We start from the raw sequence: 18,314 nt of genomic DNA on the forward strand, positions 1-18,314 counted from the left end.
GCAAGCGGGTGGCCGCAACCGGTTGGTTCGTTGTAACGGTATCGGTGTCTTGTGAGTCAGACGAGTTGGCGCGCATCAATCACCTCGTGGATTGTGCGCGACAGGATGGGGGTATCCAGCCAAGTTACCAATCCCTGCAGAAAAAATAGTTTCAAATATTAACGCGTCTCACCATGGCCCTGCGAGCCCGGACGGCCAGCGTTTTCAAGCGACAGCCTGGCAATGAGCATAGTGGGTTGGAAAGAGTGGGGGAGGTGACTGACGGTTCACGGGAGATTGCCAGGTCATTGTTGCGAAAAGATTTTTTCGACAGATACAAAAAAGGCCACTCTTTCGAGTAGCCTTTTTTGATGTTTGGTTGCGGGAGCCGGATTTGAACCGACGACCTTCGGGTTATGAGCCCGACGAGCTACCAGGCTGCTCCATCCCGCGTCTGTGTGGCGGCATTCTACAGACGAATGCTGGAGTGTCAACCGTTAATGATCCGTTGAGTCAAATAAGTGTTGAATGACTCGCAAGGCGGGTTAAGTCCCGATGGTGCAAAGGGTTTTGTTTTTTTGCGCGACACTCGCACAAGGCGTGGAGATAAAACCGGCGCGCACAAAAAAGGCCACTCTTTCGAGTAGCCTTTTTTGATGTTTGGTTGCGGGAGCCGGATTTGAACCGACGACCTTCGGGTTATGAGCCCGACGAGCTACCAGACTGCTCCATCCCGCGTCTGTGTGGCGGCATTCTACAGAGGATCGCCGGTCTGTCAACCGATCAGGCGAAAAAAACTGTTCTCGTTCAATCGTTTAGCTTGAAATAGCAGTCTTGGAATCGACCTCGGGGGCATGCTGCACAAGGCTTTCAGCTCTATTGAAGGGCTCTGGCCGATTGAGGAAACAAATTCATCGTCCGATTTTTCTGGCGCCGGGCAGGAGAAATCAAACTACTGGTGCTATATACAGTTCCTGGTGAGATACTGTCGCCCTGTTTTGTGATCGACCTCTTGCTTCCATGAACTCTGCCTTTATATGACGCAGCGCAAAATCATCCACATCGACTGCGATTGCTTCTATGCCGCCATCGAAATGCGCGACGACCCGCAATTGGCCGGCAGGCCGATGGCGGTGGGCGGCTCGGCGGAGCGGCGCGGGGTGATCGCCACCTGCAACTATGAAGCCCGTGCCTTTGGCGTGCGTTCGGCCATGTCCTCGCGGCATGCGCTGACGCTGTGCCCCGACCTGCTGATCGTCAAGCCGCGCATGGAGGCCTATCGGGAGGCGTCGAAAGAGATTCATACGATCTTTCGCGATTACACCGACCTGATCGAGCCTTTATCCCTGGATGAGGCCTATCTGGACGTTTCCGACAGCCCCAACTTCGCCGGCAGCGCCACGCGCATCGCCCAGGATATTCGCCGCCGGGTCTCCAATCAGCTGCATATCACGGTGTCGGCCGGGGTGGCGCCGAACAAGTTCCTGGCCAAGATCGCCAGCGACTGGAAAAAGCCCAACGGCCTGTTCGTGATCACCCCGGACCAGGTCGAGGACTTTGTTTCGGCCTTGCCGGTCAACAAGTTGCATGGCGTGGGCAAGGTCACCGCCGACAAGCTGGGGCGCCTGGGCATCGTCAACTGCGAGGTATTGCGCGAATGGAGCAAGCTGGCGCTGGTGCGCGAGTTCGGCAGTTTTGGCGAACGCCTGTGGAACCTGGCCCGGGGCATCGATGAGCGGCCGGTGCAGAACGACAGTCGCCGGCAGTCGATCAGTGTGGAAAACACCTACGACGTCGATCTGCCCGATCTGCAGAGCTGCCTGGATAAACTCCCGGAACTGATGCAGACCCTGGCCGGCCGGATCGAACGAATCGACAGCAGTTATCGTCCGGGCAAGCCCTTCGTCAAAGTGAAGTTTCACGATTTCACCCAGACCACGCTCGAACAGGCGGGGGCAGGGCGGGACCTGGAGAGTTACCGGCAGCTTTTGACCCAGGCGTTCAAGCGCGGGGACAGGCCGGTGCGGCTATTGGGGATTGGTGTGCGTTTGCAGGATCTGCGCGGCGGGCATGAACAGCTGGAGCTGTTCAACCGCTCCTGAAAAAACATCGCGATCGAGCCCGTTCCTGCAGTGCGGGAGCAGCTGGCTCGCGATGGTTTTCAGATCAATGGGCGCCGGGATCGGCGACCAGGCGGCCGGCGTTCTTGGTCAGCGACTTGAGAAACTCGCTTTGCAGCTCCGGATCGTTGCGGGTCAGCTCGATCAGGCTCTGCTCCAGTTCGCTGGCTTCTTCTTCCATACCCAGTTCGGAGAGACGCTTGACCCGGTGCACCCACTGGCTCACTTCGTCGTCTTCGAGATCGTCGTAGATCAGGTTGTGCGCTTCCTGCAGCTTGCCGCGCAGGGTGTTGCTGATGGTCAGCGACGAGTCGGAATGCACGTCGTCCTGGGCATCCGCGACGCTGATCTGCAGCTTGCCGATGTGGTTCAGGTCCTGCTCGGAAAACGGGCTGTCCAACAGGTTCAGGCGCAGTACGCCGTTGCGGTCGGTGCTCAGCTCATGGGTTTCCTTGCCGGCCTTGACCTGCACCGGACGTTCGCTCCAGGGCAGGCTCGAATACTCCACGCGCTTGTCGCGCTGGACTTCATCGATGCCCGCCAGGTTCTGCTGCGCCCGACCGTGGGACTGCACGTTCATGAACGGGTTGAGCCCGGCCACGCCGTAGCTGATCCAGTCCTTGGTGACGCTGTCCGGCAGATTGCCCAGGGCAAACACATTGACCACGTTGGCGCCGACCCCGGCGACCACGGCTACCGCGCCCAGCGGGATCTCGTAGAGCTCCCGCCAGGGTTGATAGGGCGTGTAGCGATCGTAGCGACGCGTGACTTCGAACTCGGTGACTTCGAAGGTCTTCTGTTCGTGGATGCGTACCCGGCGTTGCGGCAGCTCAAGCACCTTAGGCTCACCGACATCGATCTGCAGGCTGTGATCGAGCAATTTGCGCTCGACACGTTCCTCGTGCTCGCTGCGTTGCGACATCTGGTTGGCACAGCCGCTGAGCAACAGGGCGCCGCACAAGGCGGCGCCACCGAGGCTTAAGGTGTTTCGCTTGAACATGACTTCTCTATCTGGTTTCAGCGACGGATACGGGCTTGGAGGAAGGACAGCACGTCAGCCACTGGCAGCGCTTGCGCCTCGGCTTCGGTACGGCTCTTGTATTCCAGGTTGCCTTCGGCGAGGCCGCGGTCGCTGACCACGATCCGGTGTGGAATGCCGATCAGCTCCATGTCCGCGAACTTGATGCCCGGGCTGGTCTTCTTGTCGCGGTCGTCCAGCAGCACTTCGAAGCCGGCGGCAGTGAGTTGCGCGTACAGCTTGTCGGTGGCTTCGCGAACCTGCTCGGTTTCATAGCGCAGCGGTACCAGGGCGATCTGGAACGGGGCCAGGGCGTCGCTCCAGATGATGCCGTTCTCGTCGTTGTTCTGCTCGATGGCCGCAGCCACCACGCGGGACACACCGATGCCGTAGCAGCCCATTTCCAGGGTGACCGGCTTGCCGTTCTCGCCCAGCACTTCGCACTTCATCGCCTTGCTGTACTTGTTGCCCAGCTGGAAGATGTGCCCGACTTCGATGCCGCGCTTGATTTCCAGGGTGCCCTTGCCGTCCGGGCTCGGGTCGCCGGAGACGACGTTGCGCAGGTCGGCGACGGTCGGGAGCGGCATGTCGCGTTCCCAGTTGAAGCCGAAATAGTGCTTGTCGTCGACGTTCGCGCCGATACCGAAGTCGCTCATCAGGGCTACCGAACGGTCGATGATGATTGGCAGCGGCAGGTTCAGCGGGCCCAGGGAGCCGGCGCCGGCGCCGATGGCGTCACGCAGCTCGGCTTCCGAAGCCATGACCAGCGGGCTGGCGACGCCAGGCTGGTTGGCGGCCTTGATTTCGTTCAGCTCGTGGTCGCCACGGATGATCAGGGCGATCAGCTTGCCGGCCTCCTCGGCGTGCACCACCAGGGTCTTGACGGTCTTTTCAATCGGCAGGTTGTAGCCTTCCACCAGCTGCGCGATGGTTTTCGCGTCAGGGGTGTCGACCAGGCGCAGCTCTTCGCTCGGCGCCGGACGCGAGGTTTCCCGTGGCACGGCTTCGGCTTTCTCGATGTTCGCCGCGTAGTCGGAACCGTTGCTGAAAACGATGTCGTCTTCGCCGGATTCGGCCAGTACGTGGAACTCATGGGAGCCGGCGCCGCCGATGGAGCCGTTGTCGGCTTCGACCGGACGGAATTTCAGGCCCAGGCGGGTGAACACGTTGCAGTAGGCCTGGTGCATGCGGTCATAGGTGACCTGCAGCGATGCCTGGTCGGCGTGGAAGGAATAGGCGTCCTTCATGATGAACTCGCGACCGCGCATCAGGCCGAAGCGTGGACGGATTTCATCGCGGAATTTGGTCTGGATCTGGTACAGGTTGATCGGCAGCTGCTTGTAGCTGCTCAGCTCGTTGCGGGCCAGATCGGTGATCACTTCTTCGTGGGTCGGGCCGGCGCAGAAGTCGCGACCGTGGCGATCCTTGAAGCGCAGCAGTTCAGGGCCGTACTCCTCCCAGCGACCGGATTCCTGCCACAGTTCAGCCGGCTGGGTGCTCGGCATCAACACTTCAAGCGAGCCGGCGGCGTTCATTTCTTCACGAACGATGGCTTCGACCTTGCGCATCACCCGCAGGCCCATCGGGAGCCAGGTGTACAGGCCCGAGGCCAGTTTGCGGATCATGCCGGCGCGCAGCATCAGCTGATGGCTGATCACGACCGCATCGGAAGGCGTTTCTTTCTGTGTGGCGAGCAAAAATTGACTGGTGCGCATGGTAGGCCGTTGTCGGTTGCTGAAGACTAGAAATGACGAAGCATTGTACGGGCGAGAACCGTTGGCGTACAGGATTGCGGCCGGGAGAGGTCGGGGCGCCGGATGAATGCCGGTGTGCCCCGGTGTTTCCTAGGGTTCTTCGCTGGCAGCTGCAGCGGGTGGAGTGGCCGGCGGTGTGGCTTCGGGCGCTTCCGGCGGTTCGGCGCGGCGGCTTTCCTGGAACCAGTGCAGGGCGATCAGGACCAGGGTCGGCACGCCGAGCAGGGCGGTGATCAGGAAGAAGTCGTGATAGCCGAACTTCTCCACCATGACCCCCGAATAACCGCCGATCAGGCGCGGCAACAGCAGCATGATCGAGCTGAGCAGGGCGTACTGGGTCGCCGAGAACTTCAGGTTGGTCAGGCTCGACAGGTAGGCGACGAAGGCCGAGGTGGCCAGCCCCGAGCTGAAGTTGTCCAGGGAAATGGTCGCCACCAGCATCTGCAGGTTGGGGCCCATGTCGGCCAGCATCAGGAACAGCAGGTTGGTCGCGGCCGAGGCGGCGCCACCGATGAACAGGATCGGCAGGATGCCGAAGCGCACGATCAGCAGGCCGCCCATGCCGGCGCCGACCAGGGTCATGATCAGGCCGAAAATCTTGCTGACGCTGGCGATCTGGTCCTTGGTGAAGCCCTGGTCGATGTAGAACACGTTGGCCATCACGCCCATCACCGTGTCCGACATCCGGTAGGTGGCGATCAGGCCCAGCAGCAGCAGGGCTTGCCAGCGGTAGCGCAGGATGAAGTCGTTGACCGGCGTCAGCACCGGGGCCAGGCCGCGGCGACCCATGGCCGACAGGCACAGCGCGGTCAGGATGGTGTAGAGAATGGCGCGCAGGAACGCCCGGTCTTCGAGCAGCAGGTCCAGCAGGCTGACGCCTTCGAACAGCACGCTGGCGAAGTCGGTGTTGTACAGCTGGGTGAACATCGCCGGCACGGACACCAGCAGCACGATCAGCACGAATACCGACACCAACTGGTGCAAGAAACTGTAGCGCCCGGCCGACAGCTGGGTGCGCAGCGGTACGGGTGGTTCGCGCATGAACAGGGTGGTCAGCAGGGCCGGGATCATCAGCACGCCGAACAGCACGTAGGTGCCGGTCCAGGCCGAGTGCTTGTAGCTGAAACCGGTGGAGCCGAAACCTTCGGCGAAGAACAGGGCGCCAGCGGTGGCCAGCAGGGCGGCGACGCGGTAGCCGGACATATAGGCGGCGGCCAGGGCGGCCTGGCGGCTGTCTTCGGCGATTTCCAGGCGGTAGGCGTCCACCGCGATGTCTTGGGTGGCAGAGGCGAAGGCGACGATAACGGCAATGGCGATCAGCCAGGACAGGTGCTTTTGCGGATCGCAGAAGCCCATGCCGATCAGCCCGAGCAGCACCAGCGATTGCGACAGGACCAGCCAGGAGCGGCGGCGCCCGAGTTTGCCCAGCAGGGGCAGGCGCCATTGGTCGAGCAAGGGCGACCAGACCCATTTAAAGGCGTAGGCCAGGCCGATCAGGCTGGCGTAGCCAATGGTCTCGCGGGCCACGCCGGCTTCGCGCAACCAGACTGAAAGTGTCGAAAACACCAGCATGTAGGGCAGGCCGGCGGCGAAACCAAGCAGCAACAGCACGAGCGTCGAGGGGCTGGCATAGGCGGCGAGCGCGGCGCGCCAGGTTTTACGGGGCATGGGCTGGAGTCTGCCTCAAGAATTACGGAAACAAAGCGCGCACTCTAACCGCTGTGCTCTACCGGACGCCAGCCATGGCGCCGAATATCCACACGATTGTTCAGGATCGAGACACCTTCCATACGCAGTCGCGCGCGCTGTTCGTCGCCCGATGCACTGCCCACGGGCAGGCTGATGCGCCCGCCCGCACCCAGTACACGGTGCCAGGGCAGGGTGGTGTCGGCGGGCAACCGGCTGAGGGTACGTCCCACCCAGCGTGCGGCGCGACCCAGGCCCGCCATTTCCGCCAGTTGTCCATAGCTGACTACCTTGCCTTCCGGGACTTGGGCCAGGGTCAGGTAGAGCGCCGTGCGTCGGATTTCGGCGGGGCTTTGGTCGGCGTCGAGCGGTTCGATCACGTTCGGGTTTCCTGATGCAGGCTTTAAACCGTCTGTAGGACAAAGGGTTTATTAACCGTTGAGGATTGAACTCACTATAGATAGTCGAGTCAGTCCCTACCTGAGGTTTTATTCATGTGGATAATGCCGGTTTTTTTCGCAAACTCGAGTCCTGTATCTGTTTATGTTGTCCAGAACCCTGTTGTGCCTTGCCGTTTTCAGCACCTCCACACCTTTGCTCGCCGATACCGTCTGGTTGAAGAACGGTGACCGTCTGAGCGGCAAGATCAAAGTGTTCGATGGTGGCAAGTTACTGATCCAGACCGAGTATGGCGGGGCCATCCCGATCGACTGGAAGCAGGTCAAGACGCTGGAGAGCGATCAGGAGCTGCTGGTCAAGCAGGATGCCTACACCGGCGAGAAGGCCAAGTCCCTGCGCGCGGCGGAAGACGGCAAGGTCACCCTGGCCAATGGCGAGACGCCGAAGACCGTCGAACTGGCGAGCATCCAGCAGATCATGAAGCCCAAGCCGGTGGTCGAGGACCTGGTATGGAAGGGCAATGTCGACATGGCGCTGGATTATCAGCGGGCGGAAAAGGACACCGACGACTACGACATCGACTTCAAGACTTCGGCGCGCCACGGCAAGTGGCGACACACGGCGGAAGGCGAGTACAACCGCGAATTCCAGAACGATGTCGTCACCACCGACAACTGGCGCGCCGAATACGCGCTGGACCGCTTCCTCACCGATAAGTGGTTCTGGCAAGGGCGGCTGAACTACAAGCGTGACAAGGTCGAGGATTTGGCCCGCCAGCGTGTGGTGGGTACCGGTCCGGGTTACCAGTTCTGGGATAACGAACTGGGGGCGTTCTCCCTGGGTTCGCTGCTCAACCGCACCGACTACGAGTACAAGGATGGTGGCAAAGACAACTTCTATTCCCTGGCCATGAAGTGGGACTACAACCGTTACCTGATTGGCAAGCGGGTCGAGCTGTTTACCAATGGCGAGGTGGGCAGGCCGCTGTCCAATATTGCCGATTACGCCCTGGATGCCGAGATCGGCCTGCGCTACAAGGTCACGGAGTGGGCGTCGCTCAACCTCAAGGCCGAACGGGACATCATCAGTGGCACCAAGGAGAGCGATCTCAACAAGACCCGTTACACCGCGGGGTTTGGCGTCGCCTGGTAAGGTTTGCGGGTCTTGAATGAGGAAGTCCCGCGGTTTGCACCAGCGGGACTGTCTTGGCGGCGGGGAGGGGGAATAGCGCTGTGTTATGCCCGGCTCAACTGCATGCGCCTTGACGGGCGCCTGTCTGGTACTGGCATTCGCTCTGCAGGCTGCCGTCCTCGTTCCAGAGGCGTATCCAGCCGTGCGCTTTGCCATCCAGGTAATCCGTAGATGATTCCATCTGACCGTTTTCGTACCAGGTAACGGCAGGGCCTCCGAGTTTCGCGTCCTTGTAGATCTTGTGATCCTTGAGCTGGCCGTTGTCGTACCATGCCTTGAAGTCGCCCTGCTCGCGGTGCTGGTCATCCCATTGCCACTGGAGGGTTTGCACGCCCTGTTCGTTCCAGAGGGCATAACTGCGCTGGGTGCCGTGTTCGTCGTTGAATTGCTTCTGCTTTACCTTGCCGTTGGGGTGGTACTGGATTTGCCAGCCCACGGGCTGGTTGTCGACGAAATCGACGGTGCTTTCCAGTGTGCCGTCAGGGTAGTAGGACAGGCTGGGGCCGACTTTCTTGCCGGCAACGAACTGTCCGCTGTCTTTGATCTGGCCATCCGGGTAGTAGCTGATAGCTGGGCCATCCGGCAGGTCTGCACGGTAGCTGATGCGCCCGACCCGCTTGCCGTTCTCGTCGTACTCCAGGTATTCGCCGTCGACGCGTTTGCCCTGGCGCCAGTTGTAGGAGTCGGCGACTTTGCCATTGTCGTGGTAAGCGCTCTGCCAGCCCTCGAGGAGACTGTCCCGATAGTTCGAGCGTTTAACCACGACACCGCTCTCGGAGTAGGTCAGCGCCTCTCCCTGGCGTTTGCCATTGAGGTCATAACCAACGCTGTGGCGGAGCTGGCCGTCCGGATAGTAGGTTTTCGAGGCATGAACAGCCTTGCCCGAAACGAAGTCCTCGGCGCTGACGAAATAGTCCCGGCGCAGGGTGCCTGATTCGACGTAGAAGATTTTTGCGTTCCAGGCCTTTTGCCGGTCGTCGTAGCTCATTGGCATCGTCAGGAAGTACGAGGCTTGGCCTTGGCCTGTCGGGGCGTAGTGCTCGTCGAGGTAGAGCTTGCCGTCGACCAGGGAGGCTGTCAGTTCAGCGCACTCCTGGGCGGTGCAGGGCCGCACTTTTTCGAAAAAGGCTCGTTTTCCGTCGCAGTCCGAAAGTGTCAGCAAGAGTGGGGTCTGGTCATCGATCAGTTGCTGGATTTCTTCCAGGACCTGGCCGAACGACTCAGTGGGGATGCCTGAGGATTCCGGCGTGAGGTAAACCTCGTTGCTGCCACAACGATGGGCGCTGGAAAGCTCCAGCAGCACGGCGCGCCGCAACTCGGCTTGTTGTTTCGAATCCTTGGCAATGTAGCTGGCGTCGCTGTCCATGCCGACGATGACCGTTGGATGGTCGGGGCGAGGTGTGGCGTTGAGTGCGAGAGGGAGGGCGAGTGTGAGCACCGCTGCGCTCGACAACTTCCAGTGTCTGAACGGCATCCTGCTATTTCCATATGATTGTCCGAGGGGGCGGATCATATAGCGTGGGTGCCATTAAGCAAAAACATCCGGGCACAAAAAAGCCCCGCTTTGAGGGCGGGGCTTTTTACTGTTTCAGTACAAGTTAGATAACTTGAACTTCTTCAGCTTGCATGCCTTTCTGACCGCGGGTAGCGATGAAAGAAACCTGTTGGCCTTCTTTCAGGCTTTTGAAGCCGTCGGATTGGATAGCTTTGAAGTGTACGAACAGGTCGTCACCGGATTGTGGGGTGATGAAGCCGAAGCCTTTTTCATCGTTGAACCACTTAACGGTACCGGTTTGGCGATTAGACATGGTGTATCTCCTTGGACAAAGTTAACTGCGACTCAGGAAAAGCCCTGGCCGAGACTGAGTGCAAAGAGCAGGAAAAATTCTTGGAGATGGTTGGATCGAAATTCAACATCGTGTAGAGATTCTCAGTGACACAAGCAGCACAGTGACGCCACCTTAACCCTTTTTCCGGAACCTGCCAATGTTCTTTGCCAAGGATTCGCGCTTTTAGTGACTGGCGGTGCCGTATATACCTTCCAGCCCGCAAGTATTGCGGCTTTCAGCGAGAAAAGCGGTCCAGACTTTGAACCCGCAGGCGCACCCCGGTAAGATGCCGGACAGATTTTTTCCACCTCGCTATTTCAGGACACCCGCCATGAGCATCAAATCGGACAAGTGGATTCGCCGCATGGCGCAAGAGCACGGCATGATCGAACCTTTCGTGGAGCGCCAGATGCGTGGCGAAGGCTCGGATCGGCTGATTTCCTTCGGTGTCTCGAGCTACGGCTACGATGTGCGTTGCGCCGATGAGTTCAAGGTGTTCACCAACATCAATTCGGCCACTGTCGATCCGAAAAACTTCGACGCCGGCAGCTTCGTCGACATCAAGAGCGACGTGTGCATCATTCCACCCAACTCCTTCGCCCTGGCCCGCACCGTCGAGTACTTCCGCATTCCGCGCAACGTGCTGACCATCTGCCTGGGTAAAAGCACCTACGCCCGCTGCGGCATCATCGTCAACGTCACCCCCCTCGAGCCTGAGTGGGAAGGTCACGTGACCCTGGAGTTCTCCAACACCACTACCTTGCCGGCGAAGATCTACGCCAACGAAGGCGTGGCGCAGATGCTGTTCCTGGAGTCCGACGAAGAGTGCGAAGTGTCCTACAAGGACCGTGGCGGCAAGTACCAGGGCCAGCGTGGCGTGACCCTGCCGCGTACCTGAGTCCGTCGTCTGACGAATAGCGGGAATTCCTCAGCGGGCAGATACTCTAACCAGAGGACTGCCCCGGTTTGCGCACAGCGGACCGTGCTTAGCTCAGGAGTGCCCCATGAAGATCGATCCGCTTATAAGCGCCACACTTGCCAGACTTGAGCCCAATCAGGTCGGCGTCCTGGCCTGGTCACTGCTGGCGCACCCCAGTGTGGCAGGCGGCATTCCCGGTCAGCCTGACCCGGATACCCCGCAACCCGCCGAGCCGACCGAACCAGGCGAGCCAACCTTGCCGGACGAGCCTCCTCCCGCTCCTGTCGCCTGATTGACGCCAACCTACAAAAAAGGCCAGCCCGCCGGACTCCATCGAGGTCCCGGCGGGCTGGCCTTTATCCATAGAGGCGCCTGGCTTACTTCAGGTTACCGCTGAGGAACTGCTGCAAGCGCTCGCTCTTCGGATTGCCCAGCACCTCTTCCGGCGCACCTTCCTCTTCCACCAGGCCCTTGTGCAGGAACAGCACCTGGCTGGACACCTTGCGGGCGAAACTCATTTCATGGGTGACCATGATCATGGTCCGGCCTTCCTCGGCCAGGCCCTGGATCACCTTGAGCACTTCGCCCACCAGTTCCGGGTCGAGGGCCGAGGTGGGTTCGTCGAACAGCATCACTTCCGGCTCCATCGCCAGGGCCCGGGCAATTGCCACCCGCTGTTGCTGACCACCGGAGAGAAAGGCCGGGTACTGGTCGGCCACCCGGGGGAGCAGGCCGACCTTGTCCAGGTAACGCCGGGCGCGCTCCTCGGCGTCCTTCTTGCTGACGCCCAGCACCCGGCGCGGGGCCATGGTGATGTTCTCCAGCACCGTCATGTGGCTCCACAGGTTGAAATGCTGGAACACCATGGCCAGGCGGGTGCGAATCCGCTGCAGTTCGTCGGCGTCGGCCACGTGCATGCCGTGGCGGTCCTTGACCATGCGGATCGGCTGGCCGTCCAGGCTCATGGCGCCGTCGTCCGGGGTTTCCAGGAAGTTGATGCAGCGCAGAAAGGTACTTTTGCCCGAGCCGCTGGCGCCGATCAGGCTGATCACGTCGCCGGTCTTCGCCTTGAGCGAAACACCTTTGAGCACTTCATTGTCGCCGTAGCATTTATGCAGGCCTTCAATGGTCAGTTTGTACATGGGGCATGCATCCTCAAGGCGAAAGTAGGTAGCCGCTGCGATAGGCTTCGTGGCCGGCGACATGGGCGATCACCATGCCGGCCGTGGCCATGCGGCGCAGCGAGCGGGTGTAGAGCAGGCCGGCGCAGCTGCAATGAACGGGGGTGACGCGATCGTTGATCGGGTCGATGACTTCGGCCACCTGCTGCCCGGCTTCCAGGTACTCCCCGGGCAGGGCGGTGAATACCAGCAGGCCGCCCACGGGCGTGGCCACAGGTTCCACGCCGGCCAGCGGCGTGGCCGGGTAGGGCAGCTCGGGCTGGGGCGGAGCCTCGCCGGCGATGGCGCCAAAATAGGTCAGGTAATCCAGTATGGCCTGGCAATCCCGGCTGGCCAGGTCGTGGTTGACGTCGCCCTGGCCGCGCAGCTCGACGGTGACCGAGAAGCTGCCCTGGGGAATGGCGAAGCGCTCGCCGAAACGCTGCTGCAATTGCCACCAGAGCAGGGTGAAGCATTCGTCGAACGACTGGCCGCCGGAATCGGTGGCCAGCAGGCTGGCTTGCGAGCCGATATAGCGGGCCAGTGGCTCGACCTGCGGCCAGGCCTCGGGCGTGGTGTACAGATGGGTCACGGCTTCGAAATCGCAGTGCAGGTCCAGCACCATGTCCGCGTCGCAGGCCAGGCGCTGCAGGGCCAGGCGCTGGGACTGCAACTGAGTGCCGGCGGTCTGCCGTGCCAGGGCGTTGCGCAGGCTGGCGCGGATGATTTCGCGGTTGTGTCGTGGGGCGTCGCCCAGTTGGCCTTCGATGGCGTTGCCGACTTCTTCGCCGAGGTCGAGGAACCAGCGGTTGAAGTTCTGCCCGCTTTCCAGCTCGTAGCGGCCCAGCGGCACGTCCATCAATACCTGTTCCAGGCCGGCCGGGTTGGCTACCGGCACCAGGACGATTTCGCTGCGCAGGCGGCCCTGGGCCTCCAGTTCCGCCAGGCGCGCCTTGAGGTGCCAGGCCACGAGCATGCCCGGCAGTTCATCGGCGTGTAGTGACGACTGGATGTAGATCTTGCCTTCGGCCCGCTCGGGGCCGAAGTGAAAGCTGTGGATCTGGCGCGTGGTCCCCGGCACCGGGGTCAGCAGATCATGAGTCTGTTGGCGCATGGATGATGATTTGCCTTGTTCTAGTGGGTCGGCCCGAGGAAGGCCAGCCAGCGGCGTTCGGCGAGACGGAACAGGCCGACCAGCGCGAAGGTCACGGTGAGGTAGATCAGCGCGGCGATGCCGAAGGACTCGAAGGTCATGAAGGTCGCCGAGTTGGCGTCGCGGGCGACTTTCAGCACATCCGGGATGGTCGCGGTGAAGGCCACGGTGGTCGAGTGCAGCATCAGGATCACTTCGTTGCTGTAGTAGGGCAACGAGCGGCGCAGGGCCGACGGCATGATCACATAGGCGTACAGCTTCCAGCCGCTGAGGCCGTAGGCCTTGGCCGCCTCGACCTCGCCATGGGCCATGCTGCGGATCGCCCCGGCGAAAATCTCCGTGGTGTAGGCGCAGGTGTTCAGGGCGAAGGCGAGGATGGTGCAGTTCATCGCGTCGCGAAAGAACGCATCGAGCATGGGCTGGGCGCGGACCGCGGCGATGCTGTAGATCCCGGTGTAGCAGATCAGCAGCTGGATATAGAGCGGTGTGCCGCGAAACAGATAGGTGTAGAACTGCACCGGCCAGCGTAGGTAGAGCTTGGGCGAGACCCGGGCGATGGACAGTGGGATCGACACCAGGAAACCGATGAAGATCGAGGCGCTGAGCAGCCACATCGTCATCGCCAGGCCGGTGACGTTGTAGCCGTCGCTGTAGAGGAAGGGTCTCCAGTATTCCTGCAGGAGCTCGATCATCGCACCGCCTCCCGCGCGCCCGCGGCATAACGGCGTTCGAGCCAGCGCAGGACGATGTTGGAGGCGCTGGTGATGACCAGGTAGATCAAGGCTGCCAGCACCAGGAAGTAGAACAGCTGATAGGTGCTCTTGCCGGCATCCTGGGCCGCCTTGACCAGGTCGGCCAGGCCGATGATCGACACCAGTGCGGTGGCCTTGAGCATCACCATCCAGTTATTGCCGATACCCGGCAGGGCAAAACGCATCATCTGTGGAAACACCACGAAGCGAAAACGCTGGCCACGTTTGAGGCCGTAGGCGGTGGCGGCTTCGATCTGCCCGCGCGGCACGGCGAGGATGGCGCCACGGAAGGTTTCGGTGAAGTACGCCCCATAAATGAAGCCCAGGGTGATGACCCCGGCGCTGAACGGGTCGATCTCGATGTATTCCCATTCCATGAAGTTGGTGAAGGTGGTCAGCCAGGTTTGCAGGCTGTAGAAAATCAGCAGCATCAGCACCAGGTCCGGTACGCCGCGGATCAGCGTGGTGTAGAGCTGGGCGGACAGGCGCAGCAGACCCAGCCGCGAGAGTTTGGCGCTGGCGCCGAGCAGGCCGAGCAGGACACTGAGTAACAGCGACAATACCGAGAGTTTGATGGTCATCCAGGTGCCTTCCAGCAACAACGGACCGAACCCCTTGAGGCTGAAGGCGGAAAGCCCAAGGGTTTGCAGAAGTTCTTCGAACATAAATCAGAGACCTGTGGCGATAAAAAAGGCGCCCATCGAGGATGGGCGCCAGGAGCTTATTTACCGCTGTAGAGATTCAGATCGCCAAAGTGCTTTTTCTGAATGGTGGCGTAGGTGCCATCGTCGTGTAACGCTTTGATACCTTTATCCAGAAGAGCCTTGAGCTCTTTGTTACCTTTGGAGATACCGATAGCTGTCTTGGACGGCAGCAGGGGGCTGTCCACCGGTTTGCTCACCTCGTAGTCGGCGCCCTGTGGCGACTTCAGGAAGCCCAGTTCGGCTTGCAGCATGTCCTGGATCGACGCATCGAGACGCCCGGAGATCAGGTCGGCATACACCTGGTCCTGGTTCTGGTAGGCCTGGGTCTTCACCCCGGCCTTGTCCAGCACGGCCTTGGCGTAGGCTTCCTGGATGGTGCCCTGCTCGTAGCCGACGGTCTTGCCTTTGAGCGATGCGGTGTCTTCGGTCAGGCCGGAACCTTTCTTGAACACGTAGGAAGTCGGGCCGGAGAACAGTTCGTTGGAAAAGTCGATGACTTTCTCGCGGGCCGGAGTGACGGTCATGGATGAGATCACGCCGTCGAATTTATTGGCTTTGAGGCCCGGGATCATGCCGTCGAAGTCGCTTTCGACCCATTTGCACTTGACCTTCAGTTCGGCACAGATGGCGTTGCCCAGATCGATGTCGAAGCCGACGAGGCTGCCGTCGGCGGCCTTGGATTCAAAAGGTGCGTAGGACGGGTCAACGCCGAAGCGCAGTTCCTTGTATTCCTTGGCCAGCGCGGAACCGGCGGCCATGCAGAGAGCCAGTGCAGAAAGGGTCAGCAATGCTTTTTTCATTATTAAATCCCTGAAAACCAATATGAGCGCTTGTGGCGCATTAGTACTGTTACTGCAACGCGTCAGACTTAATGAAAGTAGCAATTTCCGAACCAGAGTCCCGAACAACTGTTTTAAAAGGTGGTGCGAGAGCCTGCCGTGCGTCGGCTGTGCCCCAAAAAAGAGCGTGCGCGAAGCCTTGCATCAATAGGGCGCGTGAGAAATTTCGAGCAGGAAAGGGCGCGGCTGCCGGGAGCGTGGCAGGGCCGGATCGGCGAGGGGATTGAAGCGTTACCGGGCTCAAGCCCGCCCCTTGTGGAGAGGGGCGGGCTGGCCGGTGTTACTTGCCTGGCGCCAGGGTCAGGCGGGTCTTGCCGTAGAGGCGGTCGAAGTTCTGCGGTTGCAGCGGCAAGCTCAGGTACTGGCCCTTGAGCCAGGCGTCGATGCCGTTCAGGTAGTTCGGGCTGGCCGGGTTGCCCGACTGGCCGCTGCTGTTGATGACGCTCAGCGGTTCGCTCTGGCCAAAATCGACGATCAGCCGTAGCGCTGGAGCCTCGGTCACCGTGAAGTCCTGGCCCCAGCGGTACGGCGAACTGTTCAGGGTGCTGTGATCGCCACCGGCCTGCAGCGGCCCGCGAACGACCTGGCCATTGGCGTTCTTCCAGTGGTAGCTGTGCAGCTTGCCCCACTGCCAGGCCCGGCGATCGCCACCCAGCTGGCTTTCACCGGCGCTGATGGCTGCGGCCAGGCTGCGGGCGAGGATCGCCGGCTTGTCTTCTTTTTGCGGGGTGCGGCTGTCATCCCAGAACGGGCTGTCTTCCTGGCCCAGCAGGTGGTCGGCCTGGGCCGAGTAGGACAGCGTGCCGTTGGCCACCAGGGCCTTCCAGGCCGGGCTGGATTCCGGACCCAGTTTGTCGAGGAAGATCTGCCGGGCGCTTTCCTGCAGGAACAGCTCATAGATCGCCGCGTCGGCCGACACCGGGCTGAGTTTGCCGTCGAACGCCATCAGGCGGCTGTAGGCCTCGCGAGCCTTGCTGCGCTGCGCTTCGGGCAGGGCGTCGATGGCTTTCTTCAGGGGCTGTGCCATGCCGGGGGCTTCGAACATCTTCTTCAGCTTGGCGGCGAAGGGGGTGGTCTGGTCGTACTGCATGGCGATCATGCTGCGGCCGTCGTGCTTGCCGTTGCCGGCCAGTTCGGCCAGGCGTTCGCCACGCTCCGGGTAGTACCAGGAGTTGGACAGCTGCATGCCGTAACCGTGGGGGATGATCCGTTGGTTGGCGGTGCCCAGCCAGCCCTGGGCCGGGTCCTGGTCATAGGGGTGGAGCATCGGGTCGGCATAACCGTCCCAGTCGTAACGGCCTTCCCAGCCCGGCGACGGCAGCAGGCCTTCGCCTTCACGACGGTTGGGGAAGCGGCCGGTGACCTGCCAGCCGATATGGCCGGCATCGGCGAACAGCATGTTCAGGCCGATGGCGCGGATCTCGCGGCTGGCGTCGGAAGCCCGCTCCACGTTCTGCGCCCGCGACAGGTCGAAAAACGCGTCCAGGCTCTTGTCGTCCTTGAGGTCCGGCTGTTGCAGAGCCAGGCCGTAGCCGCCGCTCAGGTTGCTGGCGCTGTTGAGCAGGGCGCCATGACGGGTTTCATAGACCACCTCGCGAATCGGCCGCTGGCCTTTGACGAAGTAGGTTTCGTTGCGCACCACGGCCGGCAGCCATTTGCCGTTGGCCTCGTAATACAGGGCATTGCCCTGGCGCTTGAGTTTCTCCAGGAACAGGTCCTGGTTGTCACCGGCGACCGAGGTCATGCTCCAGGCCACCTTGCCGTTGAAGCCCTGGACGATTATCGGCAGGCCGGCGATCGAGGCGCCCGCGGCCTGGTACTTGGGCGCACGGATCTGCACCAGGTTCCATGCTGGCGAGTGGCTGTCGGCGGCCAGCAGGCTTTTGCCGCTGCGGCTGCGCTGAGGAGCGATGGCCCAGTTGCTGGCGCCGGCGACGCTCAGCGGGTTGAGTTCGCCAAGCTTGCCGGCGGCGGCACTGATTTCGCTCAGGCCCGGGACATTCAGGTTGAGGCCCTTGAGCTTGTCGCTCTCAGCCAGCGGCAGCGGTTCGTCCGGGTAGCTCGGGGTCAGCCAGGCGAGCTTGTCGGCGCCGACTTTCTGCGCCAGCACCAGTGCGTTGATTTCTTCCGGCAGGTTGGCCGACTGGCTGAAGTTCAGCAGGCAGAAGATCAGCGCCGAATCTTCCGGTTTCCAGTATTCGGGCTTGTAGCCGGTGGCGGCCAGGTCTGGTGGCAGCTTGTCGCGGTAGCGGAACAGGTAGGCGTTGACCCCGCGGGCGTAGACCTCGAAGAAGCGCTTGATCCGCGGGGACGAGGCTTTGTACAGCTCGCTGGCACTGTTTTTCAGGTTGACCGCGCGCATGTAGCGGTCGACGTCCAGAACGTCGGCACCGGACATCTCGGCCAGCCGGCCCTGGGCCAGCAGGCGCAGGGTCACCATCTGGTTGATCCGGTCGCTGGCGTGCACATAACCCAGGGCGAACAGCGCATCGTGGAAGGTGTTGCTTTCGATCAGCGGCATGCCCATGGCATTGCGCCGGACCGAAACGTTCTGGGCCAGGCCCTTGAGCGGTTGCACGCCGGAGGTCGGCGGCAGGCTGTCCTGGGTGTTCCATGACTGGCAACCGGCCAGGCTGAGAACGCCGGCCACTGCCGCGGCAACGCCGAACCGGGGAAGAAAATGTGAGAAGGCTGGCGAGGCCATGGCAAAGCTCCTGCGGGGGGGTAGCGTCGATAAAGGCGCTACGTTAGTGAGCAGGCGAGTGCCGCGCAAGCGGGGGCTGAGAGTATTTCTGCGTTGCCGGATAAATA

At 61.4% G+C, this 18,314-nt stretch carries 16 protein-coding genes and 2 tRNA genes; 4 read left to right on the plus strand and 14 right to left on the minus strand.

The window, feature by feature from the left end; translation table 11 throughout:
• Positions 1–355 precede the first annotated feature (355 nt).
• Positions 356–432: transfer RNA gene (locus H0I86_RS06240), tRNA-Met, on the minus strand.
• Between the two features lie 208 nt (positions 433–640).
• Positions 641–717 (minus strand) — tRNA-Met (locus H0I86_RS06245).
• 299 nt (positions 718–1,016) lie between these two features.
• Here H0I86_RS06245 and dinB point away from each other — a divergent pair.
• Positions 1,017–2,081 carry a DNA polymerase IV gene (gene dinB / locus H0I86_RS06250; protein WP_180924403.1) on the plus strand — a complete coding sequence of 355 codons (1,065 nt, stop codon included), beginning with the start codon at positions 1,017–1,019 and terminating at the stop codon, positions 2,079–2,081.
• Between the two features lie 64 nt (positions 2,082–2,145).
• On the opposite strand, the gene H0I86_RS06255 is transcribed toward dinB, so the two are convergent.
• The 4 genes from H0I86_RS06255 to H0I86_RS06270 form a co-directional block, all read right to left on the minus strand.
• Positions 2,146–3,099: a hypothetical protein gene (locus H0I86_RS06255; RefSeq protein WP_180924404.1), complete on the minus strand. Its 954-nt coding sequence runs from the start codon at positions 3,097–3,099 to the stop codon at positions 2,146–2,148.
• 17 nt (positions 3,100–3,116) lie between these two features.
• Entirely contained in the window at positions 3,117–4,832 is a 1,716-nt protein-coding gene (locus tag H0I86_RS06260; protein ID WP_180924405.1) for a proline--tRNA ligase, read from the minus strand.
• Positions 4,833–4,961: 129 nt separating this feature from the next.
• Positions 4,962–6,539: an AmpG family muropeptide MFS transporter gene (locus H0I86_RS06265; protein WP_180924406.1), complete on the minus strand. Its 1,578-nt coding sequence runs from the start codon at positions 6,537–6,539 to the stop codon at positions 4,962–4,964.
• Between the two features lie 44 nt (positions 6,540–6,583).
• Complete coding sequence (locus tag H0I86_RS06270) at positions 6,584–6,937, minus strand: MGMT family protein (protein WP_009047348.1); 354 nt, start codon at positions 6,935–6,937, stop codon at positions 6,584–6,586.
• A gap of 163 nt (positions 6,938–7,100) precedes the next feature.
• Between H0I86_RS06270 and H0I86_RS06275 the strand changes: the two genes are divergently transcribed.
• Entirely contained in the window at positions 7,101–8,108 is a 1,008-nt protein-coding gene (locus H0I86_RS06275) for a DUF481 domain-containing protein (protein ID WP_180924407.1), read from the plus strand.
• 94 nt (positions 8,109–8,202) lie between these two features.
• Here the strand turns inward: H0I86_RS06275 and H0I86_RS06280 are convergent, their stop codons facing one another.
• Positions 8,203–9,600 carry a toxin-antitoxin system YwqK family antitoxin gene (locus H0I86_RS06280; protein ID WP_258019402.1) on the minus strand — a complete coding sequence of 466 codons (1,398 nt, stop codon included), beginning with the start codon at positions 9,598–9,600 and terminating at the stop codon, positions 8,203–8,205.
• A gap of 145 nt (positions 9,601–9,745) precedes the next feature.
• The gene (locus H0I86_RS06285; RefSeq protein ID WP_002554837.1) at positions 9,746–9,955 is read right to left on the minus strand and encodes a cold-shock protein; all 210 of its coding nucleotides are present in this window, start codon (positions 9,953–9,955) and stop codon (positions 9,746–9,748) included.
• A gap of 352 nt (positions 9,956–10,307) precedes the next feature.
• Here H0I86_RS06285 and dcd point away from each other — a divergent pair, with 352 nt between their 5' ends.
• Both dcd and H0I86_RS06295 read left to right on the plus strand, forming a co-directional pair.
• Positions 10,308–10,874 (plus strand): dCTP deaminase, encoded by a 567-nt coding sequence (gene dcd, locus H0I86_RS06290; protein WP_009047351.1) that lies wholly within the window; start codon positions 10,308–10,310, stop codon positions 10,872–10,874.
• Positions 10,875–10,980: 106 nt separating this feature from the next.
• Positions 10,981–11,187, plus strand: a complete 207-nt coding sequence (locus H0I86_RS06295) for a hypothetical protein (protein WP_016702032.1) — start codon at positions 10,981–10,983, stop codon at positions 11,185–11,187.
• A gap of 85 nt (positions 11,188–11,272) precedes the next feature.
• On the opposite strand, the gene H0I86_RS06300 is transcribed toward H0I86_RS06295, so the two are convergent.
• The 6 genes from H0I86_RS06300 to H0I86_RS06325 form a co-directional block, all read right to left on the minus strand.
• Positions 11,273–12,037, minus strand: coding sequence for an ABC transporter ATP-binding protein (locus tag H0I86_RS06300; protein ID WP_009047353.1), 765 nt, complete (start codon positions 12,035–12,037; stop codon positions 11,273–11,275).
• Positions 12,038–12,050: 13 nt separating this feature from the next.
• Entirely contained in the window at positions 12,051–13,169 is a 1,119-nt protein-coding gene (locus H0I86_RS06305) for a succinylglutamate desuccinylase/aspartoacylase family protein (RefSeq protein ID WP_180924408.1), read from the minus strand.
• Between the two features lie 20 nt (positions 13,170–13,189).
• Positions 13,190–13,900, minus strand: a complete 711-nt coding sequence (locus H0I86_RS06310) for an ABC transporter permease (RefSeq protein ID WP_009047355.1) — start codon at positions 13,898–13,900, stop codon at positions 13,190–13,192.
• Positions 13,897–14,625 (minus strand): ABC transporter permease, encoded by a 729-nt coding sequence (locus tag H0I86_RS06315; protein ID WP_180924409.1) that lies wholly within the window; start codon positions 14,623–14,625, stop codon positions 13,897–13,899. Before H0I86_RS06315 ends, H0I86_RS06310 begins: the two co-directional genes overlap by 4 nt.
• 56 nt (positions 14,626–14,681) lie before the next feature.
• Entirely contained in the window at positions 14,682–15,464 is a 783-nt protein-coding gene (locus tag H0I86_RS06320; protein ID WP_180924410.1) for a transporter substrate-binding domain-containing protein, read from the minus strand.
• Positions 15,465–15,783: 319 nt separating this feature from the next.
• Positions 15,784–18,207, minus strand: a complete 2,424-nt coding sequence (locus H0I86_RS06325; protein WP_180924411.1) for a penicillin acylase family protein — start codon at positions 18,205–18,207, stop codon at positions 15,784–15,786.
• Positions 18,208–18,314: the final 107 nt, after the last annotated feature.

It is taken from the genome of Pseudomonas chlororaphis subsp. aurantiaca (assembly GCF_013466605.1).
Lineage (GTDB): Bacteria > Pseudomonadota > Gammaproteobacteria > Pseudomonadales > Pseudomonadaceae > Aquipseudomonas > Aquipseudomonas chlororaphis_I.

What these genes read in the sequence shown, in the direction of transcription:
- H0I86_RS06265 (WP_180924406.1), bottom strand. Translation starts at nt 6,539, where the DNA reads ATGCCCCGTAAAACCTGGCGCGCCGCGCTCGCCGCCTATGCCAGCCCC.
- dcd (WP_009047351.1), top strand. Translation starts at nt 10,308, where the DNA reads ATGAGCATCAAATCGGACAAGTGGATTCGCCGCATGGCGCAAGAGCAC.
- H0I86_RS06315 (WP_180924409.1), bottom strand. Translation starts at nt 14,625, where the DNA reads ATGTTCGAAGAACTTCTGCAAACCCTTGGGCTTTCCGCCTTCAGCCTC.
- H0I86_RS06300 (WP_009047353.1), bottom strand. Translation starts at nt 12,037, where the DNA reads ATGTACAAACTGACCATTGAAGGCCTGCATAAATGCTACGGCGACAAT.
- H0I86_RS06275 (WP_180924407.1), top strand. Translation starts at nt 7,101, where the DNA reads ATGTTGTCCAGAACCCTGTTGTGCCTTGCCGTTTTCAGCACCTCCACA.
- dinB (WP_180924403.1), top strand. Translation starts at nt 1,017, where the DNA reads ATGACGCAGCGCAAAATCATCCACATCGACTGCGATTGCTTCTATGCC.
- H0I86_RS06310 (WP_009047355.1), bottom strand. Translation starts at nt 13,900, where the DNA reads ATGATCGAGCTCCTGCAGGAATACTGGAGACCCTTCCTCTACAGCGAC.
- H0I86_RS06260 (WP_180924405.1), bottom strand. Translation starts at nt 4,832, where the DNA reads ATGCGCACCAGTCAATTTTTGCTCGCCACACAGAAAGAAACGCCTTCC.
- H0I86_RS06295 (WP_016702032.1), top strand. Translation starts at nt 10,981, where the DNA reads ATGAAGATCGATCCGCTTATAAGCGCCACACTTGCCAGACTTGAGCCC.
- H0I86_RS06255 (WP_180924404.1), bottom strand. Translation starts at nt 3,099, where the DNA reads ATGTTCAAGCGAAACACCTTAAGCCTCGGTGGCGCCGCCTTGTGCGGC.
- H0I86_RS06305 (WP_180924408.1), bottom strand. Translation starts at nt 13,169, where the DNA reads ATGCGCCAACAGACTCATGATCTGCTGACCCCGGTGCCGGGGACCACG.
- H0I86_RS06325 (WP_180924411.1), bottom strand. Translation starts at nt 18,207, where the DNA reads ATGGCCTCGCCAGCCTTCTCACATTTTCTTCCCCGGTTCGGCGTTGCC.
- H0I86_RS06320 (WP_180924410.1), bottom strand. Translation starts at nt 15,464, where the DNA reads ATGAAAAAAGCATTGCTGACCCTTTCTGCACTGGCTCTCTGCATGGCC.
- H0I86_RS06285 (WP_002554837.1), bottom strand. Translation starts at nt 9,955, where the DNA reads ATGTCTAATCGCCAAACCGGTACCGTTAAGTGGTTCAACGATGAAAAA.